The sequence below is a fragment of the Brevibacillus sp. 7WMA2 genome (genome assembly GCF_010748895.1).
GTDB lineage: Bacteria > Bacillota > Bacilli > Brevibacillales > Brevibacillaceae > Brevibacillus_B > Brevibacillus_B halotolerans.
Genome location: NZ_CP048799.1, coordinates 4,318,544 through 4,340,116, shown reverse-complemented (window position 1 = coordinate 4,340,116; position 21,573 = coordinate 4,318,544). Strand labels below are relative to the sequence as shown.

Annotated in this window: 18 protein-coding genes; 3 read left to right on the top strand and 15 right to left on the bottom strand. The window is 42.2% G+C overall.

Features of this window, described 5'->3' with window-relative positions; all coding sequences use genetic code 11:
• Window positions 1-133: 133 nt before the first annotated feature.
• Complete coding sequence (locus GOP56_RS18650; protein WP_163246256.1) at window positions 134-586, top strand: VanZ family protein; 453 nt, start codon at window positions 134-136, stop codon at window positions 584-586.
• Between the two features lie 510 nt (window positions 587-1,096).
• Here GOP56_RS18650 and rlmD read toward each other — a convergent pair.
• On the bottom strand, window positions 1,097-2,737 hold the full coding sequence (rlmD, locus tag GOP56_RS18645; protein ID WP_163246255.1) for a 23S rRNA (uracil(1939)-C(5))-methyltransferase RlmD: 1,641 nt from the start codon (window positions 2,735-2,737) through the stop codon (window positions 1,097-1,099).
• Window positions 2,738-2,772: 35 nt separating this feature from the next.
• Window positions 2,773-3,663, bottom strand: coding sequence for a diacylglycerol kinase (locus GOP56_RS18640; protein ID WP_003335635.1), 891 nt, complete (start codon window positions 3,661-3,663; stop codon window positions 2,773-2,775).
• 184 nt (window positions 3,664-3,847) lie between these two features.
• Here GOP56_RS18640 and GOP56_RS18635 point away from each other — a divergent pair, with 184 nt between their 5' ends.
• The gene (locus GOP56_RS18635) at window positions 3,848-4,813 is read left to right on the top strand and encodes an ROK family glucokinase (RefSeq protein WP_254068456.1); all 966 of its coding nucleotides are present in this window, start codon (window positions 3,848-3,850) and stop codon (window positions 4,811-4,813) included.
• A 144-nt stretch (window positions 4,814-4,957) separates the two neighbouring features.
• On the opposite strand, the gene GOP56_RS18630 is transcribed toward GOP56_RS18635, so the two are convergent.
• The 11 genes from GOP56_RS18630 to GOP56_RS18580 all read right to left on the bottom strand — a co-directional run bounded on the left by GOP56_RS18630 (window position 4,958) and on the right by GOP56_RS18580 (window position 16,882).
• Window positions 4,958-6,142, bottom strand: a complete 1,185-nt coding sequence (locus GOP56_RS18630) for an ABC transporter permease (protein WP_004432712.1) — start codon at window positions 6,140-6,142, stop codon at window positions 4,958-4,960.
• Window positions 6,135-6,869, bottom strand: a complete 735-nt coding sequence (locus tag GOP56_RS18625; RefSeq protein ID WP_003335639.1) for an ABC transporter ATP-binding protein — start codon at window positions 6,867-6,869, stop codon at window positions 6,135-6,137. The genes GOP56_RS18630 and GOP56_RS18625 overlap by 8 nt, the downstream gene beginning before the upstream one ends.
• A gap of 218 nt (window positions 6,870-7,087) precedes the next feature.
• Complete coding sequence (locus GOP56_RS18620) at window positions 7,088-7,837, bottom strand: sirohydrochlorin chelatase (protein WP_003335640.1); 750 nt, start codon at window positions 7,835-7,837, stop codon at window positions 7,088-7,090.
• 219 nt (window positions 7,838-8,056) lie between these two features.
• A complete protein-coding gene (locus tag GOP56_RS18615) occupies window positions 8,057-8,401 on the bottom strand; it encodes a hypothetical protein (protein WP_163246253.1) in 345 nt (114 codons plus the stop codon).
• 309 nt (window positions 8,402-8,710) lie between these two features.
• Entirely contained in the window at window positions 8,711-9,658 is a 948-nt protein-coding gene (locus GOP56_RS18610; RefSeq protein ID WP_163246252.1) for an ABC transporter ATP-binding protein, read from the bottom strand.
• Window positions 9,659-9,683: 25 nt separating this feature from the next.
• Window positions 9,684-10,472, bottom strand: coding sequence for an ABC transporter permease (locus GOP56_RS18605; RefSeq protein ID WP_163246251.1), 789 nt, complete (start codon window positions 10,470-10,472; stop codon window positions 9,684-9,686).
• 15 nt (window positions 10,473-10,487) lie between these two features.
• Window positions 10,488-11,267: an ABC transporter permease gene (locus tag GOP56_RS18600; protein WP_004432734.1), complete on the bottom strand. Its 780-nt coding sequence runs from the start codon at window positions 11,265-11,267 to the stop codon at window positions 10,488-10,490.
• 245 nt (window positions 11,268-11,512) lie between these two features.
• Entirely contained in the window at window positions 11,513-12,793 is a 1,281-nt protein-coding gene (locus tag GOP56_RS18595) for an ArsB/NhaD family transporter (protein WP_003335645.1), read from the bottom strand.
• A 217-nt stretch (window positions 12,794-13,010) separates the two neighbouring features.
• Window positions 13,011-14,528, bottom strand: coding sequence for a permuted SH3 domain-containing protein (locus GOP56_RS18590; RefSeq protein ID WP_163246250.1), 1,518 nt, complete (start codon window positions 14,526-14,528; stop codon window positions 13,011-13,013).
• 85 nt (window positions 14,529-14,613) lie between these two features.
• Complete coding sequence (locus GOP56_RS18585; protein ID WP_163246249.1) at window positions 14,614-16,080, bottom strand: ABC transporter permease; 1,467 nt, start codon at window positions 16,078-16,080, stop codon at window positions 14,614-14,616.
• Window positions 16,081-16,198: 118 nt separating this feature from the next.
• Window positions 16,199-16,882 (bottom strand): ABC transporter ATP-binding protein, encoded by a 684-nt coding sequence (locus GOP56_RS18580; RefSeq protein WP_163246248.1) that lies wholly within the window; start codon window positions 16,880-16,882, stop codon window positions 16,199-16,201.
• 456 nt (window positions 16,883-17,338) lie between these two features.
• On the opposite strand from GOP56_RS18580, the gene GOP56_RS18575 reads away from it, so the two are divergent.
• Window positions 17,339-18,556 carry an MFS transporter gene (locus GOP56_RS18575; RefSeq protein ID WP_163246247.1) on the top strand — a complete coding sequence of 406 codons (1,218 nt, stop codon included), beginning with the start codon at window positions 17,339-17,341 and terminating at the stop codon, window positions 18,554-18,556.
• 83 nt (window positions 18,557-18,639) lie between these two features.
• Here GOP56_RS18575 and gatB read toward each other — a convergent pair whose 3' ends face one another.
• Window positions 18,640-20,079, bottom strand: a complete 1,440-nt coding sequence (gene gatB / locus GOP56_RS18570) for an Asp-tRNA(Asn)/Glu-tRNA(Gln) amidotransferase subunit GatB (protein WP_004432748.1) — start codon at window positions 20,077-20,079, stop codon at window positions 18,640-18,642.
• 1 nt (window position 20,080) lies between these two features.
• Window positions 20,081-21,559, bottom strand: a complete 1,479-nt coding sequence (gene gatA / locus GOP56_RS18565; protein WP_003335652.1) for an Asp-tRNA(Asn)/Glu-tRNA(Gln) amidotransferase subunit GatA — start codon at window positions 21,557-21,559, stop codon at window positions 20,081-20,083.
• Window positions 21,560-21,573 lie beyond the last annotated feature (14 nt).

Sequence of the window (21,573 nt, the reverse complement as noted above, 5' to 3'; positions counted from 1 at the left end):
AAGTACCCCATTAATTTTCACTTTATTTCATTAAAAATTTAGTCATTTCCCAACAATTCATTATTATAAATAGTGAATCAAACTTTTTTTGGTATTATTAAGAAAAAATAGTAATTAAAAAGGAGGTCATCAAGTGGAAAGAAACGTTAAAAAATGGAGAATAATTTCTGTTTCAATTTTGGTAGGAATATATATGGTATTAGGTTTACAACTAATATTAAGTAAACAGCATCTGTTTCATCGAGAATACTTAGAAATTAATTTAGTCCCCTTATCTACACTTTCAAATTACTTCTTTAACTATACAGACTTTAATACTAAAACTTTAATTTTAAACATTTTATTAAAAATGTTGGTATTTGTTCCAATTGGGGTATTTGTACCCTTAATATTTAATAAAGTAAGAATTTTTCTTCCTGTAATTACATTGGTCTTTTTCGTAAGCTTGGCTTCAGAATTATTACAGTTGTTACTGCGAATAGGTTTTTTTGATGTGGATGACATCATATTAAACGTATTAGGTGGAGCAATTGGGTTATCAATTTTTAAGATAATAGGTCAGTTTACAAAATCCCCTTCATCCTAAAGAGAAATTCCCTACCGATGAATAATCATTTGACGCCTGTGTTATAAAGGCGTTATTTTTTTGTTATCTGACTCCCATCATTTCAAGCATTAATTTTTTTATATTAAAATCATATTATACCTTCGACTTTCCATCTAAAAACCCCCTAAAATATTCATTGGATTTATCACTCGCGCTTCATCCATTTCTACTTTAGGGGTCTAGTGTAACCAATGAATATAGTTAAAGTAATGGACTGAAGTTGAAACATATGAAATTATTAAAGGTGAAAAATTTCGTATGATAGAACCTTCAGGAAAGATTTTCTCGGAGATGTTAGCAACTAGTGCTCCTATGTTAAAAGATGGGACATGGGTAATAGATGCCCAACTTATAAAATTCTTTTAACTGCAAATCTACATGCTAAAAAAACTATATATGTAAAGCTTCTGTGGTCAAAATGTGGTCATTCTCCCTATCCTACCAAATAATCAAAACAAAAAACCCTTGTATCCCAAGGGTTTTCGCCATTTACTTCAATGTAAGCAAAGCCACACTCTCCACGTGACCGGTATGCGGAAACATATCCACCGGCTGCACTTCCACAACCTCATACTTCTCCGCTAACACCTTCAAATCCCGCGCCAACGTAGACGGGTTACAGGACACATATACCACTTTTTTCGGTTGCATTTGCAAAATGGTTGTTAATAAGGCCTCGTCGCAGCCTTTGCGCGGTGGGTCAACGACGATCACGTCAGCGACAATCCCTTGCTTGCGCCAGTTAGGAATCACGACCTCGGCAGGTCCCACTTCAAAGCTGACGTTTTCCAAATCATTTAGTTCCGCATTTTTTTTCGCATCAGCGATGGCCTCTGGTACAATTTCTACACCGTACACGCGCTTGGCCTTCTGAGCTAGGAACAGCGAGATTGTTCCGATACCGCAATAGGCATCAATTACGGTCTCATTTCCTTCTAGCCCTGCGTATTCCAGTGTTTTGCTGTACAACACATCTGTCTGTTCGGGGTTCACCTGATAAAAGGAGCGGGCCGAGATCGCGAACTTAATTGGTCCAATATAGTCGTAAATAACGTCATCGCCCCACAACGTGAAGGTTTGGTCTCCGAAAATCACGTTGGTTCTGCGCTCATTAATGTTTTGGACGATGCTTTTGACTCCTAGCAATTCCGCACGGATGAGCTGGATGAGCTGTTCTCTTTCTGGCAGAAACGCCTCTGTCGTGATAAGCACTACCATGAGGTCTCCTGTTTTGGCACCTACTTTTGCTACGACATGGCGCAATAAGCCTGTGTGCTTTACCTCGTTGTATGGCTCAATACCTAGTCGTTCTGCGATCCGCTTCACCGTGGCTACCACTTCATCGTTGGCTTGATGCTGGATCAGGCATTCGTTGATATCAATAATATCATGCGATTTTTCAGCATAGAAGCCACCGATTAGCGCACCGTTTTCCTCTCCAATCGGCACCTGTGCCTTGTTACGATAGCGCCACGGGTCTGTCATTCCGAGGGTAGGAAGTACCTTCACAGGCTTTGCTGGTTCATCGTTATGTGATGTAGCCACGGCTGAATTAAAGGCGGCTTTTTCAGAAGACGAAGCTTCACCATTCGCCATTCCTGCTGCTGTTGCCGCTTTACTAGATACTGTTGCTAAGCTTTGTCCACTAGCCACAGCGTCTGTGTCTGCTTCTCCTTTTCTAGCCCAGCTCTTCTGCTGCTCACCCTCGATAGAGAACCCGCCAATTCGGCGCAGGTTATCCATGACGATCTGCTGCTTGTGTCGCAGTTGCTCACTATATACGAAGTGCTGTAAGGAACAGCCGCCACAACGATCGTAGACCGGACAGGGTGGCTTTGCTCGATGCTGGCTTGTAGCCGTTATTTCGAGCAACTGAGCATAACCAAAGTTCTTTTTGGCATGAATGACCTTTGCCTTGACGGTTTCCCCAGGCAAAGCGCCTTTCACAAATAGGGTGTAGCCATTATATCTGCCGACCCCTTCCGCTTCATGATTCAGACCGGTTATCTCTATGTCCACCACCTGCTCTAGCTGCACAGGGTAATTCTTAGACTGTTGCTCCTTTGATCGATTCGTTTCTTTTCTCTGTTTATTGCCGCGTTGCGATTTTCCTGTTCCTGATTTTCTCACTCTGTCTAGCTCCTTTAATATTGCATAAATCTATGTCATGGTACAAAAATCTCAAAATGATTGGCAAGGGTGTAGCACTCACAAGGTAATTCTCCACCCAATTCTCCATCCAGATTTAGAAGTACCTGTTGTTTGTCCCTGGTTGTTGCTTTGATATAATCCGCTTGAAAATATAATACATGGGAGTCTTTAATGTGGTCCCCTTTGATTGCCATGGTAACGATACGTACGATTTCTGGCAATGTTGCCTTCTTTAAGACGATGCAATCGAGCTTTCCATCTGAAAGACTGGCCGCAGGGGCTATCTTCTCAAAGCCACCCACAGAATTGCTATTCGAAATAAGAAAAAGCATAACTTCCTCATCGACCATGACCTGATTACGTGTCTCGATGCGAATATGTGTCGGCGTGATAAATGGAAGCTTTTCTATTCCTTTTAAATAGTAGGCAAGCTGTCCCACCACGGTTTTTAACTTGCTTGGCACTTCGTAGGTTAGTTCGGTTAGTGTTCCACCGCCAGCTATATTAATGAAATAACGGTCGTTCATTTTTCCAACGTCTATTTTTTGCGTGTGACCGGCCGCAATGATTTGACTTGCTTTTTTTAACGATCTTGGTATACCTAAGGCTCTGGCAAAATCGTTGGTTGTACCAGCAGGAATAATCCCCAGCTTGGGTCTATTTTTCTTTTCCGCCATGCCATTGATTACTTCATAAATAGTACCGTCTCCACCGGCTGCGATAACAAGGTCAAACTGTCTGGATACGGCTCGGGCAGCCTCTCTAGTAGCGTCCCCTTCCCCCTTGGTAGCATGACAAGAAGTTTCGTATCCGGCCCTTTCCAGCGTCTCTAAAATCTCTGGCAACTGACGGCGAACAGCTTCACGCCCTGAGGTCGGATTATAGATTAGACGTGCTCTCTTCACTCGCGTCCCCTTCTTCCGTTTACGTATATATTTTTGAATTTTATCATGATACCATACCCATCATATCCTGTATGACCATTTTTGGGAATCATTATGCGGCTTGTCACATGATTTTGCCTATTTTATCCGCTCTGCTCATGGTACTATTAGTGAATAGATGACTTGTACGAGGGGTGTATGCAGTTTGACGAAGCGTATGATTGTAGGAGTAGATATCGGGGGAACCACGATTAAAATAGCTTTACTAGATCCGAATGGGGAAATTATTACAAAAACACAAATCCCTACTCCTGTTTCTGAGGGAGAAGATGCTATTATTGGGAAGATGACAAACACGATTGACCAACTGATGGCCGAGCAGGGCTTCACCAAAGAAGAAGCCTATGGAATTGGCATCGGTGTGCCTGGGCCGGTAGATACGGACACGGGCTTTGTATATGAAGCGGTGAATCTGGGTATTAAGGATACTGCGTTGAAGGCTAAAACAGAAGCTTTAACTGGTTTGCCCACATATGTAGAAAACGACGCCAACGCAGCCGCTCTCGGTGAAATGTGGCGCGGCGCGGGACAAGGGACCGAGAACCTGGTTGCTATTACACTTGGTACAGGTATTGGCGGTGGAATCATTATTGACGGCAAGATCGTCCATGGTGTAAAAGGAGTAGGCGGCGAAATCGGTCACGTAACCGTTAACCCAGATGGCCCACTATGCAATTGCGGTAAAAAGGGTTGCATGGAGCGATATGGTTCAGCAACAGCCATTATTGTAGGGATAGAGACAGCGGCGAAGGAAGGTCGCAGTGCGTATTTAGCCAAGCAGCTAGCAGAGAAAGGCTCCTTAACTGCCAAAGATGCATTTGATGCAGCCACAGAAGGAGATTTAGCGGCTCAGGAGGTCATTGATCAGGCTGCGTTTTATACCGGATTTGGCCTTTCACACATAGCCAACCTACTGAACCCTGCCAAAATTGTAATCGGTGGCGGTGTTTCTGCAGCAGGTGACGCTCTATTCTCGCTGATCCGTAAGTCATTTGATACCTACACATGGAAAATTGCAGCGGATTCATGCGAAATCCTGCCGGCTACACTGGGTAATGACGCCGGTGTGATTGGGGCTGGCTGGCTAGTAAAGCAAGGGGAATCCAAGTAAATCCAGTAATGATTTCTATCAATAGCTATTAGATAAAGATGACTGTTAGAATCGTTATTCCTGATTCTGCGGATTTATGTCAGTTCTGCTGATCGGATATAATTATTATACAAGCTTGGCTCCTACTAAGAGCCAAGCTATTTTTTATTTCACTAATAAATTCTCCCGTTTAAAGAACTTCGCTGCCACTTTAATCGCAATGATTACATAGAGAAGCGAGGTGAACATTACTAGAAGAGCATGCATGGGTTGAAGCTCACCATAGAAAATTTCTTTAAAAATCGCCACTCCATTAAAGATCGGCAGTAAATAGTACGCATATGGAATATCAATCGGATTAAGAGGCATCATCAGGTAAGCCGGTACTAATCCGACCAAGACGAGTGGTGTCATGTATGTCTGTGCTTCCTTAAAGGATTTAGCAAAGGAACTAATGCTTAGCATGACGCCAGCAAACATAGCTGCCAGCAAGATTAGCACCACAAACAACACGATAAGCGAGCTAGCGGTGAAAAATTGCAAGGAGAGTCCTCCCGCATCGTGATTAATGGGGATGAACGAAAAAATTACCGATACGCTAATCACCGACGCCAACGAACTGACGCCACTCATAATCATGACGGTAAATAGCTTGGCTGTTAACACGCTATTAGCTGTTATCGGGGCACTTATCAATGTCTCCAGAGTACCTCGTTCCTTCTCTCCCGCAACTAAATCTGTCGCGGCTGGCAATCCTCCAGAGATGAGCGAAGCAATCATCAGGATAATCAGAACCCCAGATAAAATACTCCCAGACACCTTCTCATCGCTTGCTACGCTTTCAAATGTAGTTTGCATTGGCTCAATCGCCCCAATCGTCAATCCCACACGCTGTAAACGCTTGGAGACAACCTCTTTTTCATATTCCTTTATGGATTTTTCAATTAATGTTTTCGCATAAGTAGACTTTTGGTTAGACGGATCGTACCAGACTGTAATATCAACAGACTCACCAGCTTGCAGCTTACTCTGCAAATGCTCCGGCAATTTAATGAACGCCCTTGCATCGCCATCCTTAATTGCTGCTAAAGGGTCTTCTACCTGAATCATTTTTACACTAACATTCTTTTGTAAGATTTTCACAAAGGGATGCTGACTGTCTGCATTAACAATCAGCGGCACGAAGGATTGCGCTTCTTTGACTACCCCATTCATAGAAAAGGACATTAGAAATACAAGTAATGGAACGACCACCAAAGGTATGACTAACGCTCCAATCCACGTTTTGCGGTCCCGAATGAGGTCGGTCATTTCCTTTTGAAAGACAATCCAGATATGCTGCCTATTCATTTTCTTTCTCACCTCCGACCGCTCGCATAAAGATGTCGTCCATATCCTGTAGATCATAGCGTTTGCGCAAATCCGGGATGCTGCCCTCCACAATCATCTTTCCTTTATGCATGATCGTTACTCTTGAGCATAGCTTCTCTACTTCCCCCATGTTATGCGTGGAAAATAAAATCGTTTTGTTTTGCTGCTGTAATTCTTTAATTAATCGTCGAAATACACTAGCTGCTGTAATATCTAATCCTGTAGTAGGCTCGTCAAACAAAATTACCTTAGGATCATGCACTAATGATCTGGCAATCGCTACCTTTTGTCGCATTCCACGGGAAAAAGGCCCCACACGACGATCCAAGAATTCACTCATGTCCAATTGCTTACTAACCTGTTCAATCCGTTGATCTAATAGCTTCTGATCCAGCCCATGCAGCTTTCCTATGTATTGAATATTTTCCCTTGCTGTCAGCCTAGCGTACAGCTCCACATCTCCGCCAAATAATAATCCAATGCGTTTGCGGACTTCCATCGGATGCGTTTTAACCGAATAACCATCCATGATAATATCGCCGCTGGTAGGGGTCAAAATTGTTGCCATCATACGCATCGTAGTAGTCTTACCCGCTCCATTTTCTCCTAAAAGACCCAGTACCTCTCCCGGTCGACACAGAAGCGATAGCTGATCGACAGCAACGACATCTTTAAATGCTTTTGTCACATTCTGCACTTCAATCATAGATACCCTCTCTTTCTTGAAAAAACGCGGTTCTCCCTAATTTTACTCGTTTCCCCAACTTTTTTATGTTATGTATGCATCCCTTTGCTTTGTGACTATACAAGCCTGCAGGGATTATTGTTGCACTTCTCCTATTGTACCGCAAGTTTCTCCGCCTGCCTTACACAAGAAAAAAGAAGGCCTCGATTGATGAGCCTTCTTGTAGATTATTCTAACCGTTACGCATTATGCACCTGTTCATCTACAACTTCTTGCAACCACTTCGCTACAAAAGGATGTGGCAGGTATGTTTTACCACTATAAGCATAATTTAATCCATTCAGATTGGAGGGGATGACCTTCTTAGTGAAATACCCCTCGCTTAAGAATAACGGAATCACAATCGTTCTGCCTTGATTGATTGCTTCCTCCGCCCTAGAACGAAGATTGTCCGGATGCAAAGTTCCATAGGTAGCCTCAGAGAATTTCAAGCGCTCCTTCAGAGTCTTGGTCATGCTCTGTAATACTTCTTCCCACTTCCGATGATTTTCACCTTCGTTTGCTCCGTGTCCAACTAGGAACAGGATCTCTTCTTGTGGGTCTGAGGAAAGTTCGCGAATCCGATCTTCTAAAATATCTAAAATAAACGGGTGATCGTTCATTGGTGGGCAATAAATCATCTCCATGGTTGTGTGCAATCTTTCCCACCCATCATCCAATTTATTATCGGTAGCACCTAACAAATAGCCGATCTCATCAATATGTGTACTGCCTTCTGCAACAAAAAGGGGAATCGCAATGACTTTTTCTACACCGCGAGCCTCAAGTTCTCGTAGACCATCCTCAACGAGGCGTCCTTCTACCATTTCCAGAAAACAGGTGGTGTAAGGTACCTGGATGTCTAAACTAGCAACTGCTTGATCCACGAGCTCTACCCATGCTGCACTGCTGGAACCATGACCTATTATGAGTACTCCGACTTGTTTCATTCCGTGCTTCGCCCCTCTATCTATGTCGTTTCTTGTTTGCGATTGTAATCGTGTAATCGCTAAATAAGAATAGTTATCAAATAATACAAATTATATTATGCAAAAATTCGAGGGGAACTGCAATCATTCAAGTGTCATAAACACGTGTTGTCACAAAAATGTGATATTTTGGTCAAAAATATGTCTATTTCTACTCTGTTTCGACGAAATTTTGACATCTCATACCAATGATGAGTATTTTTCTTTCCACTTTTCTATAGAAAACGTTGCAAATAGCTTAGTGAATGATTCAGCATCATTAAAATAGTGGCGTGATTCTTTGGCCTGGGGATTTTGTTCTAAAAAAAGAGTAGCTGCTACTTGATTGACAGGCACTCCTTCCTTCTCCTGATCGTACACTCCTTGTTGGGCTAGAAGTTTCTCGAAATAGCGGACATAGGTAACAGTAAGCGTTTTCGTTTCTGTCCCTACTTGATAAGTGACAACTGATCGTTCAAAGGTATCAGCAGGTGAGCCTCCTTTTCCAGCAGACACACTTTCCCCTATAACTGACAGAATTTTCATTATCTCTTCCCCTTTTATTCGCATACTCGCAGACCTATATCCTTTATTATAGAATAGAGTGACTATTTCCACAAACTAGTTCATTCCTTTTTAACCCATTACAAACGTCTTTTCATCTCATAATATCCAGTTGAGCAATTTTTTAGCAGGAAGTGTATGACATTCAAATTCAATCATTTACATTCTCGCCTTGCTAAGCAGTAGCAGTGTTGATTCTTGTCGTCCTATACACTCGATTTCAGAGTAAACCGACACACAGGTGACTCCTTAGCAAAGCGTGTCATTTCTTGGGAAATAAATCCCGACATTTTAGATGATAGTCAATGGTCTCTCATATACCTTCCGAATTAGCTCCTCCACCTCAGCTTCATGCATGGATATATCTCCAACTTCTCCCCATTTGCCAACACTAGTAATTAAATCTATGGCAGTAACCAAACGTTTGTCGTAAAGAAACGTTACTTGTTTATCAATCAGCTCGTAGGTAACACCTGCTGGTAATGGGAATGGTTGAGGAGTTGTCTTATACTCAACCTGTAACATGCTAGGTAATCCAATCTGTTCACGCAATTGGTCGATACTACCATCTGAAATGATCGTACCATGGTTGATAATCATTACTCTGGAACAAATAGATTCTATATCATCCATATCATGTGTGGTGAGGAGAATCGTTTTTTGCTCTTGTTTATTGATCTGCTGTAAAAAAGTCCGAATATTGGTTTTCGCAACCACATCCAGCCCGATTGTCGGTTCATCTAAAAATAATACATCCGGATTATGTAGCAAGGCAGCCACCAGATCAGCTCTCATGCGTTGTCCCAATGATAGTTTACGTACAGGTGTATCAATAAACTCTTCTATATGTAAAAGATCATCATACTGCAATAAGCGCGAACGATACTGCGCCTCCCCAACCTTGTACATTTCCTTGATAATTTCAAAGGAATCACGGACAGGCAAGTCCCACCATAGCTGGGTACGTTGCCCAAATACTACGCCAATCTGATGAGCTAGCTTTCTACGCTGACGCTCCGGATGCAGAATGCCGGAAAGCATTTTAATGGTTGTAGATTTTCCTGCCCCGTTAGGGCCAATGTAGCCGACCGCTTCTCCTTTGCCAATCTCAAAAGAAATATCATGAACGGCATGTACAATTCGTTTTTCCCGTGAAAAAAGACTGCGAATCGAGGAAAAACGACCCGTTTTCGGCTTTGCCAGCTCAAAATGCTTATGTATTCCTCGTGCTATGATCATCGTAATTCCTCCACTCCTTCCTCTATTAATTGCCTGTACTGTGATAATGCCGGATACCAAAATTCCAAAAGGAAATAGCCGCTCCAAGGAAAGCAAGGGCAACAAGCGGGCTAACCAGTAGTAGTATCCAGCTTCCTCCCTTATCTAGTAAATAAGAAAGAGCGGTATAGTTAACAAACGCAATCGGCATCAATGTAAAGAACAATGTTTTTAACCATCCGGTATACAAGCTGATCGGATATTTGGAAGCATTCATGGGAGCATAAAATAAGAAAACCTGTAAATCACTGATTCTCCCCATCCAAAAGCTGAATGTAGCTACGATCAGCGACAAAGAAAAACAGATAAGCGCTCCTCCTATAATGATAATAGGCATCCACATCAGGATACCTATAATATCCTGTCCATGCCTCATCAGTTGAAAAAAAGAGTAGCCACAAACAAGCATACCCTGTCCTAATTGTCCTAGTCTTCCAATATCAATATTGCGACTTAAAAGCAACACCAATGGAGAGATGGGACGAATTAATAACTGGTCGAATTCTCCCTGTAAAATGTATTTTTCAAACTCATGAATTTCGGAAGCAAACATTCGAAACAACGCTTCTGAAATGCTAGCAAAACCAAAAATTAACCCTAATTCATAGAGAGTCCACCCTTGAATGTCAGTAAACTTCCATAATAACACGGTGATTCCCAGAAAATCGACTACAAGCAAGAGCCCTATCATCACATTCGAAATAATGAAATTCCATTTATATTGCATCCGTGAGCGGATACTTGCCCGCAGTAAACGTCCGTAAATTCTCAGCATCGCTCGCTCTCTCTCCTAACCACCTTGGACTTCCAAGCGTTTTTGTGCGAATCTAGCCAAGATCATATTACATACGGTAAGCAAAATAACCCAGACTACCTGGATAAAGATAGCTTGTGGAGCCTGTTTTTCTAGTAGAATCATGCTTGGATAATAGAGGATACCTGCATAGGGCAAGTAAGATAGGATCATCTCAAAAGAACGAGGGAAAAATTCCAAGGGTAACATTTGACCACCTAGTAATAGCATGAAGGACTGATTTAAATAGTGAGCCCACTTTACTTCGGTACTCCAAAAAGCGAAAATACCTACCATAAAATATAAATTAAGACCAATCCACACCGCACAGCAAGCCGATAGGAAAAACCATACTAAGGTTATGAAATTCGTAGGCACATAAAAGCCAACAACACAGGAAAGAATCAAATAAATCGGAAGAAATCGGTGGAAAAAATTATAAATAACCCGGCCTATTTCCTGACTCACTGTATAAAAATAAAAATGAATGGGTTTCATGATATGTAGGGAGATTTGTCCCGTACGAACCCATTCAGGTATAGAAAGTCCTGGCGTAAGAAAAGTAGTGATCCATAGCATACATTGGGTGAGAACCAAATAAAAGAGAACATCATGTAAAGCAAGAGGACTGAGTGCTTCTTTTCCATTCATGACACCTGTCCAAATCGCCATCATGACAAAGCTGAAAATACAGCTTCCTAACGTGTTAATAAAATGCGCCATGCGATACTGAATGCTTGCTTTGTAGGTTTTAATAGCCAATACATAATAAACCATAGCCTCCCTCCTTTATCTACCTATATCCTTATTCTGAAAAATCAGTCAAGGGTTCCATACTATCAAAATCTACTTTTTTTGTAAAGAAAAAAGTTCAGAAATTTTCATTGGATATTCCAACTTTATTACAGCGGAAATTCCTTTCCTCATCCATTTCGTTGAAACAACAGAAATGCCTACCTCGTTCTATGACGAAGCAGGCATTCGTTTCCGTACATTCATATAACAACTTCCAATCACAAATACTAGATTAAATAGCGGAAGTAAATATACAGCGTTGAAATCACAATGGATAGAATCATAAGTGGAAAACCAATTTTCAGGAAGCCAAGGAATGTTATCTTTTCTCCTTCCTTAGCCGCAATGCCGGCAACGATCAGGTTTGCACTCGCTCCAACTAGAGAACCATTGCCACCCAAGCATGCTCCTAGCGCCAGACTCCACCATAGGGGCTCCAGGTTATCTATACCCATTCGCCCCATCTCCTGAATCATTGGGATCATAGTTGCAACAAACGGAATATTATCCACGAAAGCAGATGCAATGGCACTCAGCCACAGAATTAGCAAAGCCGTTGCGGTAACGTTTCCTTTTGTTAAATTAACCGCTTCCTGTGCAAGAGATGCAATAATTCCTGTCTCGACAAGTCCTGAAACAAGTACAAATAACCCTACGAAAAAGAAGATGGTTGTCCACTCGACCTTAGTCAAGGCTTCCTCTAAATAATGCTCGCCCGTAATTAATAACAATAAAAAGGCACCGACTAAAGCTACTGTTGCTGATTCAAGATGAAGTACTTGATGTACAAAGAAGCCAATGATCGTCAGTGTTAAAATAATCAATGATTTTACTAATAACGTCCGGTCTGTAATTTCAGCAGCGGCATCCAGCTTCATAAGCTTTTGGCGCAGCTCTTCTTTTGTATGCAGTTGCTTACGGAACATAAAAGCAAGCACTACAATCGTAACCACAGCGATAAACATAGAGATAAGGGTCAAATTATTGATAAAGGCCACGAAGGAAAGCTCCTTGACAGCACTTCCAATCATGATGTTAGGTGGATCACCGATCATAGTTGCTGTCCCTCCGATATTTGACATCAGAATTTCTGACATCAGATACGGAAACGCAGATACCTCTAATTTTCGTGTAATGCTAAACGTAACAGGTACCATTAATAAGACGGTAGTTACGTTATCTAAAAAGGCAGAACCTACAGCTGTAATAAGCGATAACGCAATTAAAATATACAGCGGGTTACCCTTTGCCTTTTTAGCTGCCCAGATCGCAATAGCTTTAAACAATCCTGTCTTGGCAGTAATCGCAACAATAATCATCATTCCGATCAATAATCCAAGCGTATTAAAATCAATATGGTGTAATGCGGTTTCTTGGCTAACAATTCCTAGCATAACCATACATACCGCTCCCACCATCGCAATAATGGTGCGGTGAATTTTCTCTGAAATGATAATGGCATACGTAACCAAGAAGATTACAAGTGCAATGATTGCCTGTTGTTCCATATCTGCCTCCCCTAAGCATTCTTGTACCTTCTGTTAAATGATTTGTCCATTTTTCTAATACGTCATCCATTTTACCTAATATCAACTATAATCTCTAGGTTTTATAGGTAAAAAAATCCTGCAAAGCACCGTTTTTTTCTTTCCAAGTCAGGAAAAAACGGACTTTGCAGGCTAGTTTCGCATTCTATAGAATCATTCTAAATGGAGGGCTACTTCTCTACATACCCTCTCCATTTGTAAGAACTACTTCATCTCCCTCTTTCAAACCACTCACAATCTCCACATATTCGGCCCCCTCAATGCCTATTCCCACGTCTTTTGGCATCGGGTTTCCACTTGGGTCCTTAACCATAACCGTAGCTTTGCCTTCCTCCATTACTTCTACAGCATTAGCCGGCAAACGCAGGGCATTGTCTTTCTTATGAATATAGATATCACAATCACCGCTCATGCCATGCTTCAGTTGACTGCTGTCCTCAACAGCGATTTTCACTTCGAAACGCACCGATTTATCCTGCTTGCTTCCCTCTTTCGGCAGTTCTGTTACCGTACCCTTAAATGCTTTTGTTCCAAAGGCTGTGATAAATACATCCACATTTTGTCCGACTTTCACTTGTGGGAAATCTAATTCATCCACGGCTGCTTTAAAGGTGACAGAGGAGGTATCCATGATGATTGCCGCAGGATCACTGCCAAGCGCTTCTCCCACCTTCACATTCAATTTCGTGATCTCTCCGCTAATGGGAGCAACTACTCTTCGCTTGGATAGGTCACGCATCTTTTGGTCCATCCCAAGCTGAGCTTCCTTCCAATTTAATTCCTTCTCTTCGATCTCTGATTTATCTGCTTCTCTATCCATTTTTGCTAGGATCTGATTCTTCTTAATGGTGTCTCCTTTTTTAAACAAAACCTCGCCAACTTTACCTGTAGTGCCTGCTAAAATTTCGATATCAACCGCTTTGGTAAAAGGAGTATTTCCCTGGCTTGCGTATTTCAAGCCTTTCGCATCTGTATACTCAACAGATCCAAGGTCATTTACATACAAGGCTCCAGAATTTTTGACCAAAACGTCTACAGCATGCTGTGCCATCTTTCCGTCTTGCTTGGTACCTTCCATATCAATACGGTCGATTTCACCATCTACGTACGTCATTGAGCTTGGTAAAAATACCTTTACCTTTTGCCCTTCCCGTAACAATTCGGCTTCGTAAGGGGAGAAGTAGCCTGTAATTTTTAAATAATTGGGGTCATTTACCTTTGCAATGACTGTCTCAGGTGATACGCTGTCTCCACGTTTAACCGATATCTCTTTGACAACCCCACCGGCATTCGCTTCAATTCTATCTTTTCTAGCTTTCAAATCCTTTATCTCTTTCTCCATACGAGACATCGATAATTTTTGTTTCTCAATTTCGAAGCCAGTATCTGTAGCCTCCATGGTAAATAACAAATCGCCCTTTTTAACATGCTGGCCTTCCTTAACCACTAGACTCTCTACTTTACCACTGACATCCGGCTTCACTTCCTGACGAGCTGTAGCCTCAACTGTACCTGTCGAATACACCGTTTTCTTAACTTCGCCCATATCTACCCCTACAGTCTGAAGCGCAGGTGGTTCAACAACCTCCTGTGATGCATCTGTAGCTGGAGCAAAATATTTATACCCTCCATAACCGCCACCCGCTAGTACGAGCACGGTGATGGCTGAAATAATCACTTTTTTCTTCATAGCCATGCGTTAATTCCCCACATTTCTTCCGTTTATATTTAAAAAACCTTTCTTTGCCAAAGCAGTCACCTAAGCAAAAATCACTGTAACGTTACTGAGAGCGAATAGCCTCCAATGGACTTAGACGGGATGCACGGATGGCAGGAAGAATCCCCGCTAACAACCCGATTACAACTGAGAAAATGATAGCGAATATAGCAAGAGAAGGTGGTACCAATGCAATTTGTGCTGCTACCTCTTCTTCTGCTCCCATTCCTCCTCCCATGCCCATGCCAAAGTTATCTAAAAACTCGCTGTTTTTACCTAGATAATTAATCACCGCTACAGCTCCATAAGCAAGACCCAAACCAGTCAGCCCACCTATTAAACCGATTGAACCCGATTCAATCAAAAAGAGCCAACGAATATTATACACGGTAGCACCAATAACCTTCATAATCCCTATTTCCTTGGTTCGCTCCAGAATGGACATGATCATGGTGTTTACGATACCAATCGTGGCAACTAATAAAGAGATAGCTGCTATACCACCAAGCACTAATTGAATAACGAAGAAAAACTTATTTAGTTCTGCAAGACGACGTGCTGGCGAATAGTTATCATAGCCGATATTTTGTAAATCCTTAAGAACCTGCTCCACTGCTTCTCTTGATTCAACCTTTACGTTGATTGAATCATATTCCACAGCTGGCTTTTGATTACGATTCTTGGAACGGTTCGGTTTGTTTATCCCCATTTCCATTTCATAATCGCTTTGTTCCCTCTTTTGTTCCATCCAGGTATTTAGTTCATTAGCCATCTTCATCGGAACATAGATAGTACTACCACCATAGCCTTTTTCATCCTTTTGCATCTGACCGACGACGCGAACACGTACTTCCTTCTTCTCATACTTCGTTTCATTGTCGATGGTATATTCGCGTCTCAGCTCTAATATTGCTGTTTTCCCAACCATTTCTATGATTCCCGGTTCTTTAGAGCTACCCATATCAAATCTGGCCCTACTTCCACTCTGGTTAGCATTGCGTTTTCTAGCTTCACGGCGGTCCTTCTCCACGTCTCTCATTTCTCTTGGTACTTCGTAGGAAATGACAATTTCATTGTTTGCCCCAGTGAGATACTCACCCTTTTCCAACTCCTTGGTTCTCACAGGTCCTTCTTGTTGCGGATCAACCCCAACAATCTCCAAATATTTTGCCTCTCGACGACCTAGCTTTAAAGTGGCTTCTCCCATCAACCTTTTCTGTGGCATAACCGCCTCAATTCCAGGAACAGCCTTTATTTCCGGTATACTTTTACTATCTAAGCGTTTCATTTGATCTGGCTTTCTCTCAGTGGTCCCATCTGGCATCAAATAAGCTGGATACAATTTAAGCTCAGTTAAGTTACCGAAGTTCTCTAAGCTTTTAACTGCATTCTCTTTTAAACCAATACTAAGCGATAGCATGGTCACAATAGCAGCGGTACCAATCATAACCCCAACCGATGTCAGTACTGTCCGTAGCTTCATACGCCAAAGATTGCGCCAGACGATACGTAGCGAATCAAGCAGTTTCACAAATTACACCTCATTTTTCCCCTTGCCTTTTTAACGGATAAGAGCATATAAATTCTTGTCTTACTACATGAAAGCTCAGGCTAGTCATCGCTGTAGGCCTGAGTATAGCCACTTTCCTTTATTGCTGAATGTAGCCATCCCGCAGAAAAATGGTGCGATCAGATTGACTTGCAACCTCCTGATCATGTGTGACAATCACAAAGGTTGTACCTCTTTCCCGATTCATTTGACGCATGAGCTGTAAAATCTCTTCCTCTGTTGCTGTATCCAGATTCCCGGTTGGCTCATCCGCAAGCACAATTCCTGGTTCATTGACCAGCGCCCTCGCAATACTGACACGCTGCTGCTGACCACCACTTAGTTCATTTGGCTTGTGGTGCTCTCGATTTTCCAGTCCTACTCGGTTTAAAATCTCTATCGCTTTTTTACGTCGCATACGCGGACTGACTCCAGAAAAGACAAGCGGCAGTTCCACATTTTCAACTGCTGTCAAATTAGGCAAGAGATTAAACGATTGAAAGACAAATCCTAAGCAACGCCGTCTAAACAAACATAGCTGATTCTCGTTAAACTTAGAGATTTCTTCCCCATTTACATGAATGGTTCCTTGCTCGGGACGTGTTAACCCCGCCATCAGGTTCAGTAGCGTTGATTTCCCTGAACCTGATGTTCCGCATAACGAAATAAATTCGCTTTTTCCAATATGCAGGTTGATATCATGCAAAACGGGAACCTGAAGCTTACCTGCCCTATAAAAATGATTGACATCTCGTACGGTTAATTCACCAATGCTATTACTCACTTTCTCTTCACCTCATAGCTTCCCTCTTCCTAAAATTTTAGATAATTTTCCCTTTATTCAAAAAAACATCATCCTCCATACAGAAAGATTGTTATTTTGCCTACGTATGTACAGGAAAAAGTTTCTCTTTGAAAAGACGCTTTAGTAGGCCAAAAAGTAACATTATTTTCTTGCACTCTATTAAATTTTGTTGAGAAATGCTGGAATTTATTGCTCATACAAAATTAGCCATAAAATAGGACGAAGCTCTTAGTCGTTCGTTACAAACTATCTATTTTATTCTTTGACATGCTTGCTTTTTATTGCTACGCTGTATGAAATGCTTGAAAATTCATGATACGGAGTCGATTCCATTGTAAAGCCCTTTTCAAGAAAAAGAAAAAACAAATGGAAACATGGTTTGTTGAAGGCAGAATAGCTCTGTCTATCTTTCTCATGAAAAGAGGTTTTTTTGACATGCTTACCAAACAAGTACGCTTTCTTTGGGTTGGCCAAATGCTTGCCAACGCTGGAGACGTTTTTTACATTATTTCTCTACTTACCCTCGTTTTTGAAAAGACACATTCCGCTGTCTATACCGGCTTCGTACCGCTTACTATTATTCTAGCGCAAACCGTAAGTGGCTTTCTCGCGCCCCTTATGCAACGCCGCTTTTCCCTATCTACCCTGCTGTTTTTATCTCAATTTGCCAAAACAATCTTGTTGGGTCTGCTTGTTTTTGTAACACAATGGTCGGCCCTACCCTTGCTTTTCAGTTTAGGTCTTGCGTCTTTCATTTCCTTTTTGGACGGTTGGGCTACTCCTGCACGAAATGCCCTGCTGCCACGGATCGCACAGCCTGTTCATCTGCTGCGATTAAATAGTTTGTTTGCGACCACCGATCAAGTCATCCAATTTATGGGCTGGGCTTTAGGCGGCATGCTCGTAGCTTTTTTAGGAATCACATACCTTTTTGCTGTTAGTCTTGGATTATTCATCCTTTCAACAGTCTGTATGGCTTATTTACATAATCCAATCTCTCAAGCAACAACGCGTACGGATAGCTCCTCCAACAAAGAAGCGCTACTTCGCGGCTGGAACTATATTCTGCGTTCCCGCGCGCTCTTCACACTTACTTGTATGGATGTTCTTGAATCCTTGGCAGGGGCCATCTATGTAGCTGCTATCATGCTGTTTTATGTGTCTGATGTTCTAGGAAAAGGTCAGGAATGGTGGGGATACCTCAATGCTAGTTACTTTGTCGGAATGATTGCAGGAGGCCTGCTGCTAGTCGTTATTGCGACTCATGTATCTCGTTATTTTCTTTCGTTTTTGTTAGGAGCTGGGCTATTTTCTGCCCTCGTAACTTTAGGCTTAGGAGTTACTCATAGCGCCTGGGTTGCCTTATTCCTATCATTTCTTTCGGGACCTGCCACACAAATTCAATATGTTAGCAAGCAAACCTACTTTCAAAGAAACGTAGACTCTCTTTATTTGCCTAACGTTCTATCGGCCAAAAGCACAGTGGAATACGTAGGCTACGGCTTATCCGTACTTATCCTAACCAATGTGGTAGCGGTCTATGGTGCGGCTATGGCATATATAGCAGCTTCGGGAATACTTATTACAAGCCTGTTACTTGGATTTATCATGCGTCGAGCATTTAAGATAGAGCTAGGAAAGTTGAACGGATAAGATAAGATATAAGTAAAGCATAGAACAATCAAATAAAAAAGCTCCTCCTGCCAATTTCAGATGCAAAGAGGAGCTTTTGTTGTTTACAATGCTTCTAGTGATTCTACCAATAATTTATTGACCACACCTGGATTAGCTTTTCCTTTGGTCTGTTTCATAACTTGCCCTACTAAGAAGCCAATTGCCTGCTTCTTACCCGCTTTGTAGTCTTCTACCGATTGCTGATTAGCTGCAATGATTTCATCGACAATGCGTTTTAATTCGCCCTCATCGCTAATTTGCACCAATCCTTTTTCTTCCACAATCGTTGCTGGGGCCTTGCCTGTTTCCAGCATTTCTGTAAAGACTGTCTTGGCAATTTTAATGGAAATGGTTCCTTTTTCGATCAGCTTCACCATTTCTCCTAAACCCTCAGGCGTCATTTTCACGTCTGAGAAGTCTAGATTGTTTGCATTCAAATATCCAAACAGATCTACCATTAAAAAGTTAGCAACCGTCTTTGGATCAGCACCTGTTGCTACTGCGGCATCAAAGAAGTCGGCTGAATCACGTGTCATCGTGATAACTTCAGCGTCAGATGCAGGTAGTCCATATTGCTCAACATAGCGTACCCGACGAGCATCTGGCAATTCAGGGATAGAGGCTTTTATGCGGTCAATCCATTCGTCAGTAATCGTAGCATTCACCAGATCAGGGTCCGGGAAATAACGGTAATCATGCGCTTCTTCTTTAGAACGCATGACGATGGTTTTCTTATTCGCATCATCCCAGCGTAGCGTTACCTGCTTAATTTCTCCGCCGCTTTCGATTACTTCTTCCTGACGTTTCACTTCATATTCCAAGGCAGCCTGTACATTACGGAAGGAGTTCATATTCTTCAATTCCGTTTTTGTACCTAATTTGGTCTCTCCCACAGGACGAATTGATACGTTGGCATCACAACGAAGGGAGCCCTGCTCCATTTTTACATCAGATACTTCCGTATATTGAATGATTGCTTTTAATTTCTCCAAATAAGCTTTTGCTTCTTCTGGTGAACTAATGTCTGGCTCTGTAACAATCTCTACTAACGGCACACCTACACGGTTGTAGTCCATCATCGTACCGCTTCCGTATTCGCAGTGTGTCAATTTACCAGCATCTTCTTCTAAATGAAGACGATTGATGCGAATACGCTTGGTTTTGCCATTCACTTCAATATCAATCCAACCGTTCTTACCCACTGGTTGGTCAAACTGCGAGATTTGATATGCTTTAGGAAGATCAGGATAAAAATAATTTTTACGATCGAATTTTGTATCACGAGAAATTTCACAGTTAATTGCTAAGGAAGCCTTGATCGCAAACTCTAATGCTTGTTGATTCAATACAGGCAATACACCTGGATGTCCTAAACAAATAGGGCATGTGTGCGTGTTAGGAGGCGCACCAAATTCCGTTTTGCAACCGCAGAAGATTTTACTATTAGTCGATAGTTCAGCGTGAACCTCCAAACCAATGACCGTTTCGAATTTTTGGCTCATGTTACACTTCCTCCCTTCCCAATTGTGGCTTGCTTGGGAACAGATTAGTTGATTGCTCGTACGCATGTGCCGCACGTAGAATCGTGGATTCGTCGAAGGCTTTCCCAATCATTTGCAAACCAATTGGCAGCCCGTTATCAGAGAATCCGCATGGAACTGAAATAGCCGGAAGACCAGCTAAGTTAACCGTTACCGTACAAATATCCTCTAGGAACATTTGCACTGGATCGCTCATTTTCTCGCCAAGTTTAAAAGCTGGGCAAGGAGTAGTCGGATGTAACACAATATCAAAGTTCGCAAAGATTTCTTCAAAGTCTTGGATAATCAAAGTGCGCACTTGTTGTGCCTTTTTATAAAAAGCATCATAGTAACCAGAAGACAAGGCATATGTCCCTAGCATAATGCGGCGTTTGACCTCTGCACCAAAGCCTTGGCTGCGAGATTCCATATATAAATCCAATAGATTTTCTGCGTTATCAGCGCGTACACCATAACGAACACCATCAAAGCGCGCTAAGTTGGAAGAAGCCTCTGAGGAAGCTAATAGGTAATAAGCTGGTACGGCATATTTGGTGTGCGGCATTGATACCTCGCTCCAAACAGCACCCATGCTTTCCAATTGCTTCAAGGCTGCTAATACCGCGTCGCGAACCTGTGGATCAATTCCTTCTCCAAGCAACTCTTTTGGTACCGCAATGCGCAAGCCTTTGACATCACCTGTCAGCGCAGATAGATAATCAGGGACTTCAACATCAGCCGATGTGGAGTCGTATGAATCATGTCCTGCAATGGCCTGTAACACAAACGCTGAATCCTCTACGTTCTTCGTCAACGGTCCGATCTGATCTAGTGACGATGCATATGATACCAAGCCATAACGGGATACACGTCCATAAGTTGGCTTCAGACCAACTACTCCGCAGAAAGCAGCCGGTTGACGAATAGAGCCACCTGTATCCGATCCAAGTGTAAAGAAAAATTGGCGAGCAGCCATCGCAGCAGCAGACCCACCGCTAGAACCGCCTGGTACATATTCTACATTCCACGGATTGCGAGTTGGGTAAAAGCCAGAGTTTTCATTGGAACCACCCATCGCGAATTCATCCATGTTTAGTTTAGCAAATACGAGTGCGTCAGCTTCCTTTAGCTTTTGACTAACAGTTCCATCATAGATGGGATCATAGTTAGACAACAGCTTGCTTGCGCATGTTGTTTGTAAGCCTTTTGTTACGATATTATCCTTCACACCAGCCGGTAGACCGAACAAGAGGCCGAGATCCTCCGTTCCTTTAGCTAGCTTTTCATCCAACGCTCTTGCTTGGCTAAGAGCAGCTTCCTCGTCAACGAGCAAAGTCGCTTGTACATCCTTGTCCACTTCACGGATACGTGCAAGCGATTCATTAGCTAAATCTGTAACAGATAGCTCTTTCTTTTTTAGCTCGCTATGTATATCAGCTAAGCGTTTATCAAATAGGGACACAATGTCTCCCCCTT

Excerpts from the sequence above, each read along its gene's own strand:
- GOP56_RS18625 (WP_003335639.1), bottom strand. The coding sequence starts at position 6,869 with ATGATTGAAGTGCAGAATGTGACAAAAGCATTTAAAGATGTCGTTGCT.
- GOP56_RS18600 (WP_004432734.1), bottom strand. The coding sequence starts at position 11,267 with ATGGTTTATTATGTATTGGCTATTAAAACCTACAAAGCAAGCATTCAG.
- GOP56_RS18620 (WP_003335640.1), bottom strand. The coding sequence starts at position 7,837 with ATGAAACAAGTCGGAGTACTCATAATAGGTCATGGTTCCAGCAGTGCA.
- gatB (WP_004432748.1), bottom strand. The coding sequence starts at position 20,079 with ATGAGCCAAAAATTCGAAACGGTCATTGGTTTGGAGGTTCACGCTGAA.
- GOP56_RS18590 (WP_163246250.1), bottom strand. The coding sequence starts at position 14,528 with ATGGCTATGAAGAAAAAAGTGATTATTTCAGCCATCACCGTGCTCGTA.
- GOP56_RS18605 (WP_163246251.1), bottom strand. The coding sequence starts at position 10,472 with ATGCTGAGAATTTACGGACGTTTACTGCGGGCAAGTATCCGCTCACGG.
- GOP56_RS18595 (WP_003335645.1), bottom strand. The coding sequence starts at position 12,793 with ATGGAACAACAGGCAATCATTGCACTTGTAATCTTCTTGGTTACGTAT.
- GOP56_RS18610 (WP_163246252.1), bottom strand. The coding sequence starts at position 9,658 with ATGATCATAGCACGAGGAATACATAAGCATTTTGAGCTGGCAAAGCCG.
- GOP56_RS18630 (WP_004432712.1), bottom strand. The coding sequence starts at position 6,142 with ATGAATAGGCAGCATATCTGGATTGTCTTTCAAAAGGAAATGACCGAC.
- GOP56_RS18575 (WP_163246247.1), top strand. The coding sequence starts at position 17,339 with ATGCTTACCAAACAAGTACGCTTTCTTTGGGTTGGCCAAATGCTTGCC.
- GOP56_RS18615 (WP_163246253.1), bottom strand. The coding sequence starts at position 8,401 with ATGAAAATTCTGTCAGTTATAGGGGAAAGTGTGTCTGCTGGAAAAGGA.